At 66.4% G+C, this 17,143-nt stretch carries 14 protein-coding genes; 9 read left to right on the top strand and 5 right to left on the bottom strand.

Features of this window, described 5'->3' with window-relative positions:
* From VGT00_12385 to VGT00_12405, 5 genes are all read left to right on the top strand, one after another.
* A partial coding sequence (locus VGT00_12385) for a heme-copper oxidase subunit III (GenBank protein HEV8532209.1) occupies window positions 1-496 on the top strand: 496 nt, incomplete at its 5' end.
* A gap of 30 nt (window positions 497-526) precedes the next feature.
* Window positions 527-1,153 (top strand): cytochrome c oxidase subunit 3, encoded by a 627-nt coding sequence (locus VGT00_12390; protein ID HEV8532210.1) that lies wholly within the window; start codon window positions 527-529, stop codon window positions 1,151-1,153.
* Window positions 1,154-1,166: 13 nt separating this feature from the next.
* Window positions 1,167-1,493: a cytochrome C oxidase subunit IV family protein gene (locus VGT00_12395; GenBank protein HEV8532211.1), complete on the top strand. Its 327-nt coding sequence runs from the start codon at window positions 1,167-1,169 to the stop codon at window positions 1,491-1,493.
* Between the two features lie 33 nt (window positions 1,494-1,526).
* Entirely contained in the window at window positions 1,527-1,961 is a 435-nt protein-coding gene (locus VGT00_12400; GenBank protein ID HEV8532212.1) for a DUF420 domain-containing protein, read from the top strand.
* Between the two features lie 167 nt (window positions 1,962-2,128).
* Window positions 2,129-2,914 carry a hypothetical protein gene (locus VGT00_12405; GenBank protein HEV8532213.1) on the top strand — a complete coding sequence of 262 codons (786 nt, stop codon included), beginning with the start codon at window positions 2,129-2,131 and terminating at the stop codon, window positions 2,912-2,914.
* Between the two features lie 510 nt (window positions 2,915-3,424).
* Here the strand turns inward: VGT00_12405 and VGT00_12410 are convergent.
* The 5 genes from VGT00_12410 to gltB form a co-directional block, all read right to left on the bottom strand.
* Entirely contained in the window at window positions 3,425-4,318 is an 894-nt protein-coding gene (locus tag VGT00_12410; protein HEV8532214.1) for a cytochrome c oxidase assembly protein, read from the bottom strand.
* Between the two features lie 27 nt (window positions 4,319-4,345).
* Entirely contained in the window at window positions 4,346-4,627 is a 282-nt protein-coding gene (locus tag VGT00_12415) for an MOSC domain-containing protein (protein HEV8532215.1), read from the bottom strand.
* A gap of 343 nt (window positions 4,628-4,970) precedes the next feature.
* The gene (locus VGT00_12420) at window positions 4,971-5,384 is read right to left on the bottom strand and encodes a hypothetical protein (protein HEV8532216.1); all 414 of its coding nucleotides are present in this window, start codon (window positions 5,382-5,384) and stop codon (window positions 4,971-4,973) included.
* 283 nt (window positions 5,385-5,667) lie between these two features.
* Window positions 5,668-7,116, bottom strand: coding sequence for a glutamate synthase subunit beta (locus VGT00_12425; GenBank protein HEV8532217.1), 1,449 nt, complete (start codon window positions 7,114-7,116; stop codon window positions 5,668-5,670).
* Window positions 7,117-7,123: 7 nt separating this feature from the next.
* A complete protein-coding gene (gltB, locus tag VGT00_12430; protein ID HEV8532218.1) occupies window positions 7,124-11,698 on the bottom strand; it encodes a glutamate synthase large subunit in 4,575 nt (1,524 codons plus the stop codon).
* A gap of 180 nt (window positions 11,699-11,878) precedes the next feature.
* On the opposite strand from gltB, the gene VGT00_12435 reads away from it, so the two are divergent.
* From VGT00_12435 to VGT00_12450, 4 genes are all read left to right on the top strand, one after another.
* On the top strand, window positions 11,879-12,838 hold the full coding sequence (locus VGT00_12435) for a LysR family transcriptional regulator (protein ID HEV8532219.1): 960 nt from the start codon (window positions 11,879-11,881) through the stop codon (window positions 12,836-12,838).
* A 38-nt stretch (window positions 12,839-12,876) separates the two neighbouring features.
* Window positions 12,877-14,001 (top strand): Xaa-Pro peptidase family protein, encoded by a 1,125-nt coding sequence (locus VGT00_12440; GenBank protein HEV8532220.1) that lies wholly within the window; start codon window positions 12,877-12,879, stop codon window positions 13,999-14,001.
* Window positions 14,002-14,207: 206 nt separating this feature from the next.
* The gene (locus VGT00_12445; GenBank protein ID HEV8532221.1) at window positions 14,208-16,100 is read left to right on the top strand and encodes a 2-oxoacid:acceptor oxidoreductase subunit alpha; all 1,893 of its coding nucleotides are present in this window, start codon (window positions 14,208-14,210) and stop codon (window positions 16,098-16,100) included.
* Window positions 16,097-17,128, top strand: coding sequence for a 2-oxoacid:ferredoxin oxidoreductase subunit beta (locus VGT00_12450; GenBank protein HEV8532222.1), 1,032 nt, complete (start codon window positions 16,097-16,099; stop codon window positions 17,126-17,128). The genes VGT00_12445 and VGT00_12450 overlap by 4 nt, the downstream gene beginning before the upstream one ends.
* Window positions 17,129-17,143: the final 15 nt, after the last annotated feature.

Below are 17,143 nucleotides of genomic sequence, written 5' to 3' on the forward strand. Positions count from 1 at the left end.
GTTCTTCGCCGCCCTCGTGGGCGCGTTCCTCGTGCTGCGCCTCGGCGCTCAGGTCTGGCCCCCGCCCTTACAGCCGCGCCTGCCCGTGGAAGTGACCGGCGTCAACACCGCCATCCTGCTGCTCAGCGGCGCCACGATGGCCCTCGCCCTCAGGGCGATCGGCCGGGGGAACCAGGCGGGGCTCTCCCGCTATCTCGGCGGCACGGCCGTGCTCGGGGCGGTCTTTCTCGCCGTGCAGGGGTACGAGTGGACGCGGCTCGTGCACTTCGGCCTCACGGCATCCTCGGGGACCTACGGGGCCACCTTCTACACGCTGGTCGGCGTCCATGGCGCCCACGTGCTCGGCGCCCTCATCTGGCTGTCGCTGGTGCTGGTCGCCGCGCGGCGCGGCCGGTTCTCGACCCGGACTCACGTCCCCGTCACGCTGTGCGGGATGTTCTGGTTCTTCGTGGTTTTCCTCTGGCCGGTGCTGTACGTGCTCGTGTACCTGCGGTGAGACCATGAAGGCTTGGAGGGGGAGCGGACAGTGAGCCAGGTCGAGACGATGCATCCCGGCACGGAGCCGGCGGAGTCGCCCCTCACCCCCGAGAGCTGGGGGAAGCTGGGCATGTGGATCTTCCTCGCGGGCGACGCCATGGGGTTCGGCGTGCTCCTGTGCGCCTACGGAGCCATGCGCTACGGCAGCGCCGACTGGCCCAACCCGTACCAGCGTCTCGGCATCAACCTGACCGCCTTCATGACGTTCCTCCTGATCTGCTCCAGCGTCACCATGGTCAAAGGGCTCGAAGGGGTCAAGAACGGGAAGCGGGGGATCGCCCAGATCTATCTGCTCCTCACCGTCATCGGAGGCTTGGGCTTCCTCTCGCTTCAGGCCTACGAGTGGACCAAGCTGATCGGCGAGGGGCTGAAGATCTTCGGGAACCCCTGGGGCGCGTCCCTCTTCGGCACGACGTTTTTCATCATCACGGGGTTCCACGGCATGCACGTCACCGGCGGCGTCATCTACCTGAGTGTCATGCTAGCCCTGGTCTCCAAGCCCACGACCGCCCTCGGGACCGGATGGACTTACAACGTCGTGGAGATCTCCGGCCTCTACTGGCACTTCGTGGACCTGGTCTGGATCATGGTCTTCACGTTCATCTATCTCCTGTAGGACGGAGCGACCAATGGCCGACGGACACGCGAGCCCCAACTACTGGCTGATCTGGCTGTACCTCTTCATCCTGACGGTGACCGAGATCGCGGTCATCTTCGCGCCCATAGCCAAGGTCCTGATCGTCATCGCTCTGGTCTCGCTCGCCCTGGTCAAGGCCACGCTGGTGGCGGCGTACTTCATGCACCTCCGGTTTGAAGTCCGGACCCTTGCCCTGATCGCGCTGACTCCCCTGTTTCTGGGCGCCCTCTTGATCTTCATCCTCATTCCGGATCACTCGGCGGTCCCCCACAAGACCGCCGACTCGGTGAAAGTCGCGCCCGCCCCTGGTCATCGCTGATGCCTTGATGCCGGTGGCGTCCCTGGGGTCTCGATGAGCTCCCTCCCGCTCTCGGCCCTTCCTGCCCTTAACGCCGCCCTGAACGCGACCTGCGCCGTCCTCCTGGTGTCCGGCTACCTCATGATCCGCCAGGGCAAGGTGTTGGCGCACAAGATCTGCATGGGCTCCGCGTTCGCGGTCGCCGTCATGTTCCTGGCTTCGTATCTCACGTATCACTATCAGGTGGGCTCGATGAGCTTCGGGGGCCAGGGATGGATGCGTCCCGTCTACTTCAGCCTCCTCACCTCGCACACGATCCTGGCGGCGGGGATCGTCCCGCTCGTCCTCGTGACCCTGTCCCACGCGCTCCGCGGCCGCTTCGATCGGCACATGAGGATCGCGCGGTGGACGCTTCCCCTCTGGCTCTACGTGTCGGTGACCGGGGTGATCGTGTACTTGATGCTCTACCATTTCTACGGGCGCGCCTGAGCGAACGGGTGTTCGAGCGGCGCCGGATCGCGCTGAAGGGTTGGAGAGGCCATTGAGCAGAATCCGATGCGAATGTTATCCTGGTGGTGCACCCGACACCTCGGGATATCAAGGGCGAAGCGCTTGCCTGGTTGACTAAATTCCTATAAAAACTTGGGAGAATGGCTATGTTGACGGTTGTTGGAGTTTTTCAGACGCCGGCGAGCGCCTATGAAGCCGTGAATGAGCTGAGATCTACAAGGATCAAGAAGGAGAAAATCAACCTGCTCGTCCCCGGAGACCCGGAAAAGGCAGTGAGAGAAATACCGACCACGGAGGCCGAACAACCCGGAATGGGAGCGGCGGTAGGAGGCGTCGTGGGCGGGGCATTTGGCGCTGCCGCAGGGGTGAGCCTGGGCGGGGCAGCCGCGAGCATGCTTGTGCCCGGGGTTGGACCAATCATTGCCGTCGGAATTCTTGGCGCGGCCATTCTAGGTGCGATCAGCGCGGCGGGAGGCGCGGCCGCGGGCGATGCGCTGGAAAAAAGTTTGGACCAGGGACTGCCCATAGATGAAATCTACGTTTACGAAGATGCATTGCGGCAGGGACGCTCGATCGTGGCCATCCTTGCCGAGAACGATGAACAGGCCGATGCAGCACGTGAGGTTCTGGAACGAACCGGCGCGGAAAGCATTGATGCGGCTCGCGAGAAATGGTGGATCGGGTTGCGCGATGCCGAGCAGGAAAGCTACACCGCACAGGGGGCTGATTTCACCAAAGACGAAGTGAACTACCGGCGCGGATTCGAAGCGGCTCAAGATCCGAGATTGCGCGGAAAATCTTATCAGGAGTCGGATAAATATCTGGTGGCGCGCTATCCAAAAGTTTACCGTGAAGAAAGCTTCCGCCGCGGGTACGAGCGTGGCCAGGCCCACCGTCACAAGGAACGCGCAGACCGCGCTTCAGGCCAATAGGCAAGTCGATGAGAACCTTTGGGAAGTCTATCAAGGGCTTGGTCGAATCTGTGCCCGCGGGCTTCTGAGGCAGGGTACGTCCGAGTACGGCTGCCTATGCTCTGCGGCGGCGGGTGGATGATCGGGACGGAAAACTCGCGGATCTTTTACGTACGCATCCGCCGAGCGATCGACGGATTATTCTGCTCTCTCAGATGGCCGGCCTCACGGGTCTTCTGATGGCTCTTCTCTCGTGAAACTCATCACCGCGCATAGAATTCTCATTGGAACGGCGATCGTCTTCTTTATTTTCTTTTCTCTGTGGGAGCTCAGAAACTATTTGCAATCGAGCGATACATGGGCGGCCGCCCGGAGCATTCTGTATCTCGTTGTTGCCGCGGGGTTCGGCATCTATTTTAAATCTCTCAAGCGTTGGTACGGATAATCGCGGCGGAAGCGCAGCCGTTTCTGGTTGAGATCACTGAAGAGTATATCGTTCGCGCGGTCGCCGGCCACGCCAAGATGACGTAATCACCGGCGGGGCTGGTCTCCCCGAACGGCTTCTCGCTCACGCGCCGTCCGCTCCTCGCGATCGAGCATCCTCGCCACGACCAGCAGAATGGGGATCAGATACATATGCCCCATGCTCCACATGAGGCCCCCCGCCAGGGCCTGGTCGTCGAGCGCGCTCACACCGAATGGCGGCCGCGACGCCTCGTAATAGGGATACAGAACGCGCTCGGGCAAGGCGATCAAGGCGCTCAGCAGCGTGTTCTGCCCCGTGGCCGCGAGGAGATACAGGATGGCGAAGCCGCGGGGGATCCGCTCGTGCAGCCGGGGCGCCGGCTCCACGATCGGCCACCAGAAGAGGAGCGCCGTGCCGAAGAAGGCCACGTGCTCGACATCGTGGATCACGGGATCGCGCAGCGCGGCCTGATAGGCGGCGGGAAGATGCCAGAGCCACAAGTTCCCGACGAAGAGGAGCCAGGCGACCGGCATCAGGGTGGCGGCCCAGAGGACTTTGCGGAGCGGTGCGTTTCGAGTGAGCAGGCGCCCGAGGGCTCGGCGAGCCCGCCGAGGCAGCCCCCAGAGAGAGGTCGGCAGCGGGTTCCCGAGGAGAAGAAGTGGCGCCGCGATCATCATCAAGATCAGGTGCTGGACCATGTGGGCGGTCAGGAGGACGTCAGCGAGGTCGTCCACGGGCGGGAGGAGGGCGACGGCCACCGCGCCAAGGCCGCTCAGGTAGAGCCCGAGGCGCCATCCGGGGGCAAGCTCCCGATAGCCCCACTCGCGAAGACGCCACCACCCGGAGGCGTACACACTCGCCAGTGTCGCAAGGATGAGCACAACCTCCGGACGCCAGCGCCAGGAGGCGAGCAAGGCTCCGGTCGAGGACGAATGGCTCACGAGGGTCAGCTCATCCACGATCGCCCGGTGTCTGCCCGCCCCGGTTCAGGCCGGGGGCCGGATGACATCGCCCACGCGGATCGTGCCCTCGGTCAGGATTCGCGCTCTCAGGCCGCCCCGATGAATGAGCCCGGCCAGGACTCCTTTCTGAGTGAGGTCCTCCAGGTGCCGGCACGGCTCGCAGAGCCGCGCGCTCCGCAGCAAGACTTGGCCCACCCAGAATTCCTGGTCCACCAAGTGGTTCAAGGGCACGCCGGATGTGGCGATGTTGCGTGGGGTCTCGGCCGGAGACAACTTGGTGCCCAGCGTTTGCCCGTCGGCGTTCAACGCCGCGGTGGAACGCCTCCACGCTCTCAACCTCGATCAAGGTGATCTCACGCCCACCGTGACTCGCCTTCCCCGAATGAGAGCCGTGACCCAAAATACCGGTCCCCCTCGAGTCCCCGACCGGGCACCGCCCGCACCTCGTAGACGGACCTCGCTATGGGGATTCTAGCCCGGCCGTGCGCAGCGGGGGAGTCGATTTAGGGCGGCCGGCCTGACCCCGCGCTGGTGCCCCGATGGGGTGTTGGTCCAGGGCTTCTCCGAGCCGACCGCGAGGTCGGATCTCGCGAATTTACGAGCCCGCGCGGTCCTCGACGGCGATCCTGCCACGAGGCAAGAACCGCGTTCAGGGTGTCTTCCATGTGAGACCCAACAGCGCAATTCCCCACGCCGGAACGAGCGCAGCGCCTCCCAGGAGCCAGTACGTGACCGACCGATAGGCCCGTCCCGACTCGCGAAGGCGCCTCATGGCCCTGTCCGAGAGGATGATCCCGAGGAGCGCGGCCGACGATGCAAGATGAAGGAAGACCGACAACGAATGCTCCGGTCGGCCCGTCGGGGAAGCCGTGGCCCCGAGCAGGCCCACGAAGGCGATGAGCCACGCGGGCAGAAGCGCGGCGAGCCCGAGGGACCAGTGCAGATGGGGACGCTGGCTGGATTCGCGCCCGCCCAGAGCGCGCATGGCGCCCCACGTGGCGAGCGCCCCCACGAGACCGATCAGGACCGACCACGCGATCATGCGCGCGCGGGCCTCGACCATCGGCGGGCGAGCCGGGACGCGGTGCCGGCGAGTCCCCCGGGGAAGGCGAACACGATCGCGACGAGCAGGAGGCCCAGGACCAGGGCCCGATACTCCGTCAGGCGTAACGAGAAGTCCTCTAGCACGAGGAAGGCGAAGGCGCCGGAATGCAGATGCCTCAGTTGAGGCTCATCCGGTCGACGACCTAGTGCACCGTCCCGTTAGTTCGGGACCCACCTTTGGTACCGACGTTACGAGGGAGAAACTGTCCCATGGCTGGGTCTCGAATCTCGGGGACACTGCACTAGCGGAGGGGAGCGGGCAGGTCGGACTTGCCCATCAGGTAGAAATCGACGCCGCGGGCGGCGCTCCGGCCCTCCGCGATGGCCCAGACGATGAGCGACTGTCCGCGCTGCATGTCCCCGGCCGCGAAGACCCCCGGCACGCTCGTCATCCAGTTTGCATCACGCCAGACATTGCCGCGGTCCGTGAGCGTGACTCCGAGGTCGGTAAGCAGCCCCTCGCGCCGCGGGCCCAGAAAGCCCATGGCCAGGAGAACCAGCTCCGCCTCCATCGCATACTCGGTGCCCGGGATATTCCTGAAGCTGACCCGGCCGCCCTCCCTGACCATCTCCACGCGGGCGGCATGCAGGGTGGCGACGCGCCCGTCACGACCGGAGAAGTGGGTGGTATTGACGGAATACTCCCGCGCGCCGCCCTCCTCGTGGGCCGACGAGACGCGAAAGATATTCGGCCAGAGCGGCCACGGATTGCTGGCGACGTCGCGCTCATCCGGCGGCCGGGGCAGGATCTCGAACTGGGTGACCGAGCGCGCCCCCTGGCGATGCACGGTGCCGAGACAGTCCGCGCCGGTATCGCCGCCGCCGATGATGACCACGTGCCTGCCCTGGGCCGTGATGAACTCGGCGTCGGGGACGGTGTCTCCCTCGCAGCGACGGTTCTGGAGCGTGAGGTAGTCCATGGCGAAGTGGATGCCCCCGAGCTCGCGGCCGGGAATCTGGAGGTCGCGCGGCCACTCGGCGCCTCCGGCCAGGACGATGGCGTCGAAGTCTTCGCGCAGAGTCTGGACGGGGACGGTCACCCCGACGTCGGCCCGTGTCCTGAACACGATCCCCGAGGCCTCCATGAGAGCCAGGCGCCGCGTCAGGATGCGCTTCTCCATCTTGAACTCGGGGATGCCGTAGCGCAGGAGCCCGCCCACCCTGTCCGCCTTCTCGAAGACGGTGACGAGGTGGCCGGCCCGATTCAGCTGCTCGGCCGCGGCCAGGCCGGCGGGGCCCGAGCCGACCACGGCGACCTTCTTCCCGGTGCGCACCGCGGGCGTCTCCGCCACCACCCAGCCCTCGTCGAAGGCGTGTTCGATGATGCCGACCTCGACCTGCTTGATGGTCACGGGGTCGTCGTTGATGCCGAGCACGCAGGAGCCCTCGCAGGGCGCGGGGCAGAGGCGGCCCGTCCACTCGGGGAAATTGTTGGTGGCGTGGAGGCGATCGATGGCCTCTCGCCAGCGATCCCGGTAGACGAGGTCGTTCCAGTCGGGGATGAGGTTGCCGAGGGGACAGCCCTGGTGGCAGAAGGGGATGCCGCAGTCCATGCAGCGGGCGCCCTGCATCTTGAGCTTGTCCGCCTCGAAGGGGAGGTAGACCTCTTGCCAGTCGTGGACGCGCTCGTCCACCGGGCGCCGCTTGGGCGCCTCGCGCTTGAATTCGATGAAGCCGGTGATCTTGCCCATCAGGCGGCTAGTTGTGGGCGGACGCCATCACGGCTTCGTCGACGGACAGGCCGCTCTCCTCGGCCTTCTTGATGGCCTGGAGCACGCGCTTGTAGTCGCGCGGCATGATCTTGACGAACATGCCCTGGGTCTCCTCCCAGTTGACGAGCAGTCGCGCGGCCACCGGGCTCTGAGTGTAGCGGATGTGGCGGGAGAGGAGGTCCTTCACAAGCAGGACGTCCTCGGCGTCGACGAGCGGCTCCAGATCGACCATGCCGGGATTGCAGCGCCGCTTGAAGTCGCCCGCGGGGTCGAGCACATAGGCGATGCCGCCCGACATGCCCGCGGCGAAGTTGCGCCCGCTCTGCCCGATGACGACGACGCGGCCGCCCGTCATGTACTCGCACCCGTGGTCGCCCACGCCCTCCACGACGGCGAGGGCGCCGCTGTTGCGCACGGCGAAGCGCTCCCCCGCCACCCCGCGGAAATAGGCCTCGCCGCCCGTGGCGCCGTAGAGCACGACATTGCCCACCAGGATGTTCTCCTCGGCCACGAAGGTCGCCTCGCGCGGCGGATAGACGATGAGCTTGCCGCCCGAGAGGCCCTTGCCGACATAGTCGTTGGCATCGCCCTCGAGCGTGAGAGTGATGCCGCGGGGGACGAAGGCGCCGAAGCTCTGGCCGGCCGAGCCGGTGAAATGTATGCGGATGGTGTCGTCGGGCAAGCCGTCTGGACCATGGCGCCGAGTCAGCTCCGAGCCCAGGATCGTCCCCACCGTCCGGTTGACATTGCGGATGGGCAGACGCACGTCCACGGGGTCCCGGCGCTCGAGGGCCTCGCGGCAGAGCGGCATGAGGGTGGTCATGTCCAGCGACCTCTCGAGGCCGTGATCCTGCTCGACCACCCGGCGGATGGCGACCTCGGGGCCGACGGGGGGCCGATAGAGGATGGCCGAGAAGTCGAGCCCGCGCGCCTTCCAGTGATCCACGGCCGGCCGCACGTCGAGAAGATCCGAGCGGCCGATGAGCTCGTCCATGGTGCGGACGCCGAGCTGGGCCAGGTGCTCGCGCACCTCTTCGGCGACGAAGCGGAAGAAGGCCTCGACGAACTCGGGCTTGCCCGTGAACTTGGTGCGGAGCTTCGGGTCCTGGGTCGCGATGCCGACCGGGCACGTGTTGAGATGGCAGACGCGCATCATGATGCAGCCCATGACGACGAGGGGGGCGGTGGAGAAGCCGTACTCCTCCGCGCCCAGGAGGGCGGCGATGACCACGTCGCGGCCCGTCTTCATCTGGCCGTCGGTCTGGACGATGATGCGGTCGCGGAGCTTGTTCATGACCAGGATCTGCTGCGTCTCCGCCAGGCCGAGCTCCCAGGGGACGCCCCCATGCTTGATGGAGGTCAGGGGAGAGGCGCCCGTGCCGCCGTCGTGGCCCGAGATGAGGACGACGTCGGCATGGGCCTTGGCCACCCCGGCCGCCACCGTGCCCACCCCGACCTCGGCCACGAGCTTGACGCTCACGCGCGCCTTTGGATTGCCGTTCTTGAGATCGTGGATGAGCTGCGCCAGGTCTTCGATCGAGTAGATGTCGTGGTGCGGGGGCGGAGAGATGAGTCCCACCCCCGGCATGGCGTGGCGCACTTTGGCGATCCAGGGATAGACCTTGCTCCCCGGAAGCTGGCCGCCCTCGCCCGGCTTGGCGCCCTGGGCCATCTTGATCTGGAGCTCCTCGGCATTGACGAGGTACTCGCTGGTGACGCCGAAGCGACCGGAGGCGACCTGCTTGATGGCGCTGCGGCGCCAGTCGCCGTTGGGATCGCGCGGGTAGCGGGCGGGGTCTTCGCCGCCCTCGCCCGTGTTGGACTTGCCGCCCATGCGGTTCATGGCGATGGCCAGCGTCTGATGGGCCTCGAGGCTGATGGAGCCGTACGACATGGCGCCAGTGGCGAAGCGCTTGATGACGGCCTCGACGGGCTCGACCTCTTCGATGGGCACGGGCGGCCGTGTGGACTTGAACGTGAACAGTCCCCGGAGCGTGGCCAGGTGCTCGTTCTGGGCGTTGACGAGGGTGGTGTACTCCTTGAAGATCGAGTACTGCTTGGCGCGCGTGGCGTGCTGGAGCTTGAAGACGGTGTCGGGGTTGAAAAGGTGGTACTCGCCGTCGCGCCGCCACTGGTATTCGCCGCCCCAGTCGAGCTCCGGCTCGCCGATGGGCCGCTCGGGGAAGGCGCGGTGGTGCCGGATGAGCGCCTCCTGCGCCACCACATCCATGCCGATCCCGCCGATGCGCGAGGCCGTCCAGGTGAAGTAGCGGTCGACGAAGTTCTTGGCGAGCCCGATGGCCTCGAAGATCTGCGCGGCGCGGTACGACTGGATGGTGGAGATGCCCATCTTCGAGATGACTTTGAGCACGCCCTTGTTCAGCGCCTTGATGTAGTTCTTCACGGCCGTCTTGTGATCGAGGGCGGGCAGGATGCCCTGGCCGATCATGTCGTCGAGCGTCTCGAAGGCGAGATAGGGGTTGATGGCCCCCGCCCCGTAGCCCAGGAGCAGGGCCATGTGGTGAACCTCGCGCGGCTCCCCCGTCTCGATGATGAGCCCGACCTTGACCCGCTTGCCCTCCCGGATCAGGTGGTGATGCACGCCCGCCGTGGCCAGGAGCGCCGGGATGGGCGCCCACTCGCGGTTCACCCCGCGGTCCGAGATGATGAGATAGGTGTATCCCTCGTCGACGGCCCGGGCGGCGCGGCGGCAGAGCTCCTCCATGGCGGCGGCCAGGCCGGCCGCGCCGTCGGTGACGGCGAAGAGCATCGGCACGGTCGTGGCCTTGAAGCCCGGCAGGTCGACGTGGCGGATACGGGCCAGCTCGGCATTGTCGAGAATGGGCGTCTTGAGCTTGATCTGCCGGCAGGCCTCCGGCACGGGCTCGAGCAGGTTACCCTCGGGTCCTATGCTCGTGGCGATCTGCGTCACCAGCTCCTCGCGGATGCCGTCGAGCGGCGGATTGGTCACCTGCGCGAAGAGCTGCTTGAAGTAGTCGTAGAGCAGCCGCGGCCGGTCCGAGAGCACGGCCAGGGACGTGTCGGTGCCCATGGAGCCCACCGGCTCCTCGCCCGCCGTGGCCATGGGCGCCAAGAGGATGCGCAGGTCCTCGTGCGTGTAGCCAAAGGCCTGCTGGCGCTCCAGCACCGTGTCGTGGTCCGGCTCGGGCAGGCTCGGCGGCTCGGGCAGGCTCTCCAGCGGCTTGAGATGGGTGGCCAGCCACTCGCCGTAGGGACGCTCGATGGCGAAGGCGTGCTTGAGCTCGGCATCGTCGATGATGCGCCCCTGGGCGGTGTCCACGAGGAAGATGCGGCCGGGGTGCAGGCGCTCCTTGATCAGCACGCGCTCGGGCGGAATGTCGAGCACGCCGACCTCCGAGGCCATGACCACGAGCCCGTCCCGGGTGACGTAGTAGCGGGAGGGGCGGAGGCCGTTCCGGTCGAGGACGGCGCCGATGACCGTCCCGTCCGTGAAGGCGATCGAGGCGGGGCCGTCCCACGGCTCCATCAGACAGCCGTGGTACTCGTAGAACTCCTTCCGCTCCGCCGACATGGACTCGTGCCCGCTCCACGCCTCCGGGATCATCATGAGCACGGCCAGGGGCAGCGGCCGTCCCGCCATGACCAGGAGCTCCAGCACATTGTCGAAGATCGCCGAGTCGCTGCCGCCCTCGATCACGATGGGGAGGATCTTCTGGAGATCGTCGCCCAGGAGGGCCGAGCGGCACAGCGCCTCGCGCGCCTTCATCCAGTTGATGTTGCCCCGCAGGGTATTGATCTCGCCGTTGTGGGCGATGTACCGATACGGATGGGCCAGCGGCCAGGAGGGGAAGGTGTTCGTGGAGAAGCGCTGGTGCACGAGGGCGAGGGCGGACTCCACGAGCGGGTCCGTGATGTCGGGGAACATGGTCTCGATCTGGTCCGCCGAGAGCATGCCCTTGTAGATGAGGGTGTTCGCGGACAGGCTCGGCAGGTAGAAGTAGCCGCGGTCCGCCATGTCGGATTGCCGGATGGCGTGCTCGATGCGCTTGCGGATGACGTAGAGCTTGCGCTCGAAGACCTGGGCATCCGGCACGGCCGCGCCGCGGCCGATGAACACCTGCTCGATCGTCGGCTCGACTGAGCGCGCGGACGGTCCCACCGGGCTGTCGTCGGTGGGCACGGGTCGCCAGCCCAGGAGCGTCTGCCCTTCCTCGCTGGCGATGGTGGCCAGCGTCTCCCGGCAGCGCTCGGCCTGGGCGGGATCACGGGGAAGGAAGACGAGCCCGGCGCCGTAGTGCTTGGGGACGGGGAGGGTGATGCCGAGCTTGCCGCACTCGCGGCTGAGAAAGGCATGCGGGATCTGGATCAGGATGCCCGCGCCGTCGCCCGTATTGACCTCGCAGCCGCAGGCGCCGCGGTGGAGGAGGTTCTTGAGCACCTCGAGGGCCTGGGCGACGATGGCGTGCGATCGGCGGCCCTTGATGTCCACCACGAAGCCGACGCCGCAGGCATCGTGCTCGTGGTCCGGGTTGTAGAGCCCCTGAGCCTCCGGAAGCCCCGCCGGTGTCGCCTTTGACATCCCGTTCTCCTCCGTGATTGCCAGCGATGCTTCGTCACGCCCTCGTGAAGGGGCTGGACCTTGTGAAGGTGAATCACAATGTCCGAGTTGAGCGGAAACGTTACACCAGATCGGAGCATTAGCCAAGCACAAATTCGAAAAAACATAGCATCAGTATGTCTAATGGTGTAGTCTCGGCACGTGAACCTCGACGCGCTCAAGCTCTACTGCGACGTGGTCAGACTCCGGAGCTTCTCGCGCGGCGCCGCCGCCAACGGCATCTCACAATCGGCCGCGAGTCAGGCCATCCAGCAGCTCGAAGGCGAGCTCGACGTGCCCCTGCTGGATCGCTCGCGACGCCCGCTCGTGGCTACCAAGGCGGGCCGGGTCTTCTTCGACGCCTGCCGCGGCCTGCTCCAGGGATTCGCCAGGGCGCGTTCGGAGCTTCTCGCCTCCAAGGAGATGGTCGACGGGACGGTGCGGGTGGCCGCCATCTACTCGGTGGGCCTGCACGACATGAGCCGGCACATGCAGCCCTTCATGTCCGCGCATCCCCATGCCCGCGTGCTGCTCGAGTGCCTTCACCCTCACAAGGTCGTCGAGGCGGTCCTCAATGACGAGGCCGATCTGGGAGTGCTCTCGTATCCCACGGCGAGCCGAACCCTGGCCGTGATGCCGCTTCGCTCCGAGCCCATGGTGCTGGTGACCCACCCGAGTCACCGTCTGGCCAAGCGGCGGCTCGTCCAGCCCGGTGATCTGTCCGGGGAGAAGTTCGTCGCCTTCGACCGCGACCTGGCCGTCCGCCGCGCCATCGACCGCGCGCTCAGGCAGCACGGGGTGAAGGTCAATGTGGTCATGGAGTTCGACAATGTCGAGACCATCAAGCAGGCCATAGGCATCGCCGCCGGCGTGTCCATCCTACCCAGGCCCACCGTGGTGATGGAGTCAGGCATGCGCACGCTGGCCACGGTACCCCTGGCCCTGCCGGGTCTCGCCAGACCCATCGGGATCATCTACCGTCGCGGAAAGCAGATGCCGCCCGCCGTCTCGAGATTCATCGACGTGCTGCGCAAAGCCGACGACGCCCAGGGTGGTGACCATACTCAGGACCGCCGAGACGCAAACTGGGGGAGTGCGGGGGCCATTCGAGGCCCCCGCTGACGAATGATCCCAGGGGCCCGTGTGGTAACGTATCGGGCATGACCAGCGCGTCATTGATCATCGCGGCCAGCGAGGCCGACTCCAACCTCTACTACGCCTGCCGGTTCCTGGCCCCCGATCCCTTCGTCTATCTCGACGTCGGCGGCAAGAAGATTCTCCTGATGTCCGACCTCGAGGTGGATCGCGCCCGCGCCCAGGCGCGGGTGGACGAGGTCCTGTCACTCACCGAATGGGAGGCCAAGGCCCGCCAGCGGTGGCCCCAGCCCCGCCTGACGGATACGGTCACCGTGCTCCTCGAGGGCTACGGCGTCTCCAAGGTGGAGGTGCCGGCGGACTTCCCTCTCGAGCTGGCCGACCGCCTTCGCGAGCGCGGGATCACCGTGGCGCCGCGGCCGCACCCATTCTTTCCCCAGCGAGTGATCAAGACGATCGAGGAGATCGCCGCGATCGAGGAGACGCAACGGCACACGGAGACGGCCCTGGCCGCGGCCCTCGACGTGCTCCGCGCCAGCACCATTCGCGGCGACCAGGTGATCTACAAGGGCCGCCCGCTGACCTCGGAGGACCTCAAGAAGGTCGTCAACGTCTCGCTCATGGAAAACGACTGCATTGCCGAGCACACCATCATCGCCTGCGGTGAGCAGGGGGTGGATCCCCACAACCAGGGGTCCGGCCCCATCCATCCCAACCAGGGAATCATCTTCGACATCTTTCCCCGCTCCTCGCAGACTCGCTACTACGCCGACATGACGCGGACCGTGGTCAAGGGCAAGGCTCCCGACGAGCTCAGGCGGCTCTACGACGCCGTCCTGGCCGCTCAGCTTCGCGGCATCGAGCTGATCCGCGACGGTGCATCGGGCGGAGCCATCCACACCGAGGTCGCGCGGACCATGGAGGCCCGCGGCTATACGACGGGGGTGGTGGACGGCCGGCAGCAGGGCTTTTTCCACGGCACCGGGCATGGCGTCGGGCTCGACATTCACGAGCCCCCGCGCATCAGCCGGGTGGACTACGAGCTCAAGACGGGGCAGGTGGTTACCGTGGAGCCTGGTCTCTACTATGCCGGCCGGGGCGCGGTGAGGATCGAGGACATGGTGCTCGTGGATGCCGGGGGCTGTCGGAACCTCACGCGCGCCCCGAAAATGGACCTGCTGGAGCTCTAGAGAGCCACGGGAGCGCGGCGCGGCGGAGGACCGTGGTAAGGCCGCAGGCAGGCGGACATATCCTTGCCATCGCTGGCGGTTTTGGGTAGCATGAGCCTGTAGCGGCCCCTGCCTGGAAGAGTTTTCCAGTGACATGCGTCGGGGTCGCTCTGCGCCTCAGATGAAGTCACTGAGAAGACGAAGTCACTGAAAGGACGATCGAGACCATGAGCGAAACGGTAACGCCCGCCCCGGCGGTCGCGAAACCGCGCCGTACCTTGACTCGCGCCGTCATCCGATTCGCCGGCGATTCCGGCGATGGCATGCAGGTGACCGGCGAGCAGTTCACGACAGAAGCGGCGTGGGCCGGCAACGATATCTCGACCCTGCCCAATTTCCCCGCGGAGATCCGCGCTCCCGCCGGCACGCTCTTCGGCGTGTCGAGCTTCCAGCTCCAGTTCGGCAGCCAGCGCGTGTACACGCCGGGCGATCAGCTGGACTCTCTGGTGGCCATGAATCCCGCCGCCCTCAAGGTGCATCTTGGCGACCTCAAGCCGGGGGGCATCCTCATCGTCAACACCGCCGCCTTCGACCAGCGCAACCTCGAGAAGGCGGGCTATCCGAAGGACGAGAAGGGCGAGCCCAAGAGCCCGCTCAACGATCCCGGTCTGGCCGAGAAGTTCCGGCTCTACCAGGTGGACATCAGCGGCATGACCAAGAAGTGCCTCGAGGATTTGCCCCTCAACGCCAAGGAGAAGGAGCGCTGCAAGAACTTCTTCGCTTTGGGATTGGTCTCCTGGATCTATACGCGGCCGCTCGATCCGACCCTGGATGCCATCAAGAAGCGCTTCGCCAAGAACCCGACCTTCGTGGAGGCCAATATCCGCGTGCTCAAGGCCGGCCACGCCTTCGGCGAGACGGCGGAGATGTTCTCCGAGCACTACGGCATCGAAGCCGCGGAGATGCCTGCGGGCGTCTATCGCAGCATGACGGGCAACCGGGCGCTCGCCTGGGGGCTCCTGGCCGCGGCGGAGCGGACGCAGATCCCCATCGTCTTCGGCGCCTATCCGATCACGCCGGCCTCGAGCATCCTGGAAGAGCTGGCCCTGCACAAGCGCTGGCGGGTGCGGACCTTCCAGGCCGAGGACGAGATCGCCGCCGTCACCTCCGCCATCGGCGCGTCCTTTGGCGGCGCCATCGGCGTCACCGCCTCCAGCGGCCCCGGCATCGCCCTGAAGGGAGAAGGCATCGGCCTCGCCGTGATGGCGGAGCTGCCCCTGGTGATCTTCGATATCCAGCGCGGCGGTCCCAGCACGGGCCTCCCCACCAAGACCGAGCAGGCCGACCTGATGCAGGCCCTCTACGGGCGCAACAGCGAGAATCCCATCGTGGTCATCGCGCCGTGCACGCCCGGGGACTGCTTCTACATCGCCTACGAAGCGGTGCGCATCGCCATCAAGTACATGGTGCCCGTGATGGTGCTCTCGGACGGCTATCTCGCCAATGGATCCGAGCCCTGGCTGATTCCGGACGCCAAGACGCTCCCCGATATCCCGGTGAACTTCCGCACGGAGAAAGAAGGCTTCCAGGCCTACCTCCGCGACGCGGCCACCCTGGCCCGGCCCTGGGTCCGCCCCGGGACGCCCGGCCTCGAGCACAGGATCGGCGGCATCGAGAAGCAGGACGGCACGGGGAATATCTCCTACGAGCCGGACAACCACGACCACATGGTCCGGACCCGCGCCGAGAAGGTCCGGCGCGTGGCCCAGGAGATCCCGGCCACCGTGGTCAACGGCCCGGAGTCCGGCGACGTCCTCGTGGTCGGATGGGGCGGCACGTACGGAGCCATCACGGCGGCGGTCGAGGAAGCGCAGATGGAGGGCAAGTCGGTCGCCTCGGCCCATATCCGCCACCTCAACCCGCTTCCGCCCGACCTCGGGCAGATCCTGCGGCAGTACCGTCGCGTGCTGGTGCCCGAGATCAACCTCGGCCAGCTCGTGCGCGTGCTCCGCGCGGAGTACCTGGTCGACGCCGTCGGCTTCAATCGCGTCCGTGGCATGCCCCTGGCCAGCCAGGAGATTCTCGAGGCCATCCACCAACTTCTGGAGGCAAAGCAGTGAGTACGGTCACCGGAGTGCCCGGGGCGACACCGAAGTACACGAAGAAGGATTTCGAGTCCGACCAGGATGTGCGCTGGTGCCCCGGCTGCGGGGACTACGCCATCCTGAGCGCGGCGCAGAAGACGATGCCCGATCTCGGCATCCCCAAGGAGAACATCGTGTTCATCTCAGGGATCGGCTGCTCGAGCCGCTTCCCCTACTACATGAACACCTACGGCTTTCACACGATTCACGGGCGCGCCCCCGCGCTGGCCACCGGTCTCAAGCTGGCCCGGCCCGAGCTCAAGGTCTTCGTGGTCACGGGCGACGGCGACGGGCTCAGCATCGGCGGCAATCATTTGCTGCACGTGCTGCGGCGCAACGTCGACGTCACCATCCTGCTCTTCAACAACCGGATCTATGGGCTGACCAAGGGGCAGTACTCCCCCACCAGCGAGCTCGGCAAGGTGACCAAGTCCACCCCCATGGGCTCGGCCGACCGGCCGCTCAGTCCCTGCGTCTTCGCCCTCGCCGCCGGCGCCACCTATGTCGCCCGCACGGTCGATCGCAGCATCGCCCACATGGAGGAGACGCTCAGGCGCGCCTCTCGTCACAAGGGCGCGGCCTTCGTGGAGATCCTCCAGAACTGCAACGTCTACAACGACCTCGCCTTCAACGTGCTCTACGACAAGGACTCGAAGGCCCAGTTCGAGCTGCGGCTGGAGCACGGCAAGCCGATCGTCTGGGGTCCGGCCGATGACCGGCGCGGTCTCGTGCTCGAGGGGCTCAAGCCCAAGGTCGTCAAGGTCAAGGAGGTTTCCGAGAGCACGCTCTGGGTGCACGACGAGGCAGACCGGGCCACGGCCACCCTCCTCGCCCAGCTCTGGGCGCCCGAGTATCCGGTCCCCCTCGGCACCCTGCTCAACCAGGAGGGCGAGACGACGTACGAGGAGATCTTGATCCAGCAGGAGCAGAAGGCCATCTCGGACCGTGGTCCCGGCGACATCGCCAAGCTCTTGATGTCGGGGGAGACCTGGAAGATCGGATAGCGCTCTTCCAGCCCG

Source organism: Candidatus Methylomirabilota bacterium (genome assembly GCA_036002485.1).
Classification (GTDB): domain Bacteria; phylum Methylomirabilota; class Methylomirabilia; order Rokubacteriales; family CSP1-6; genus AR37.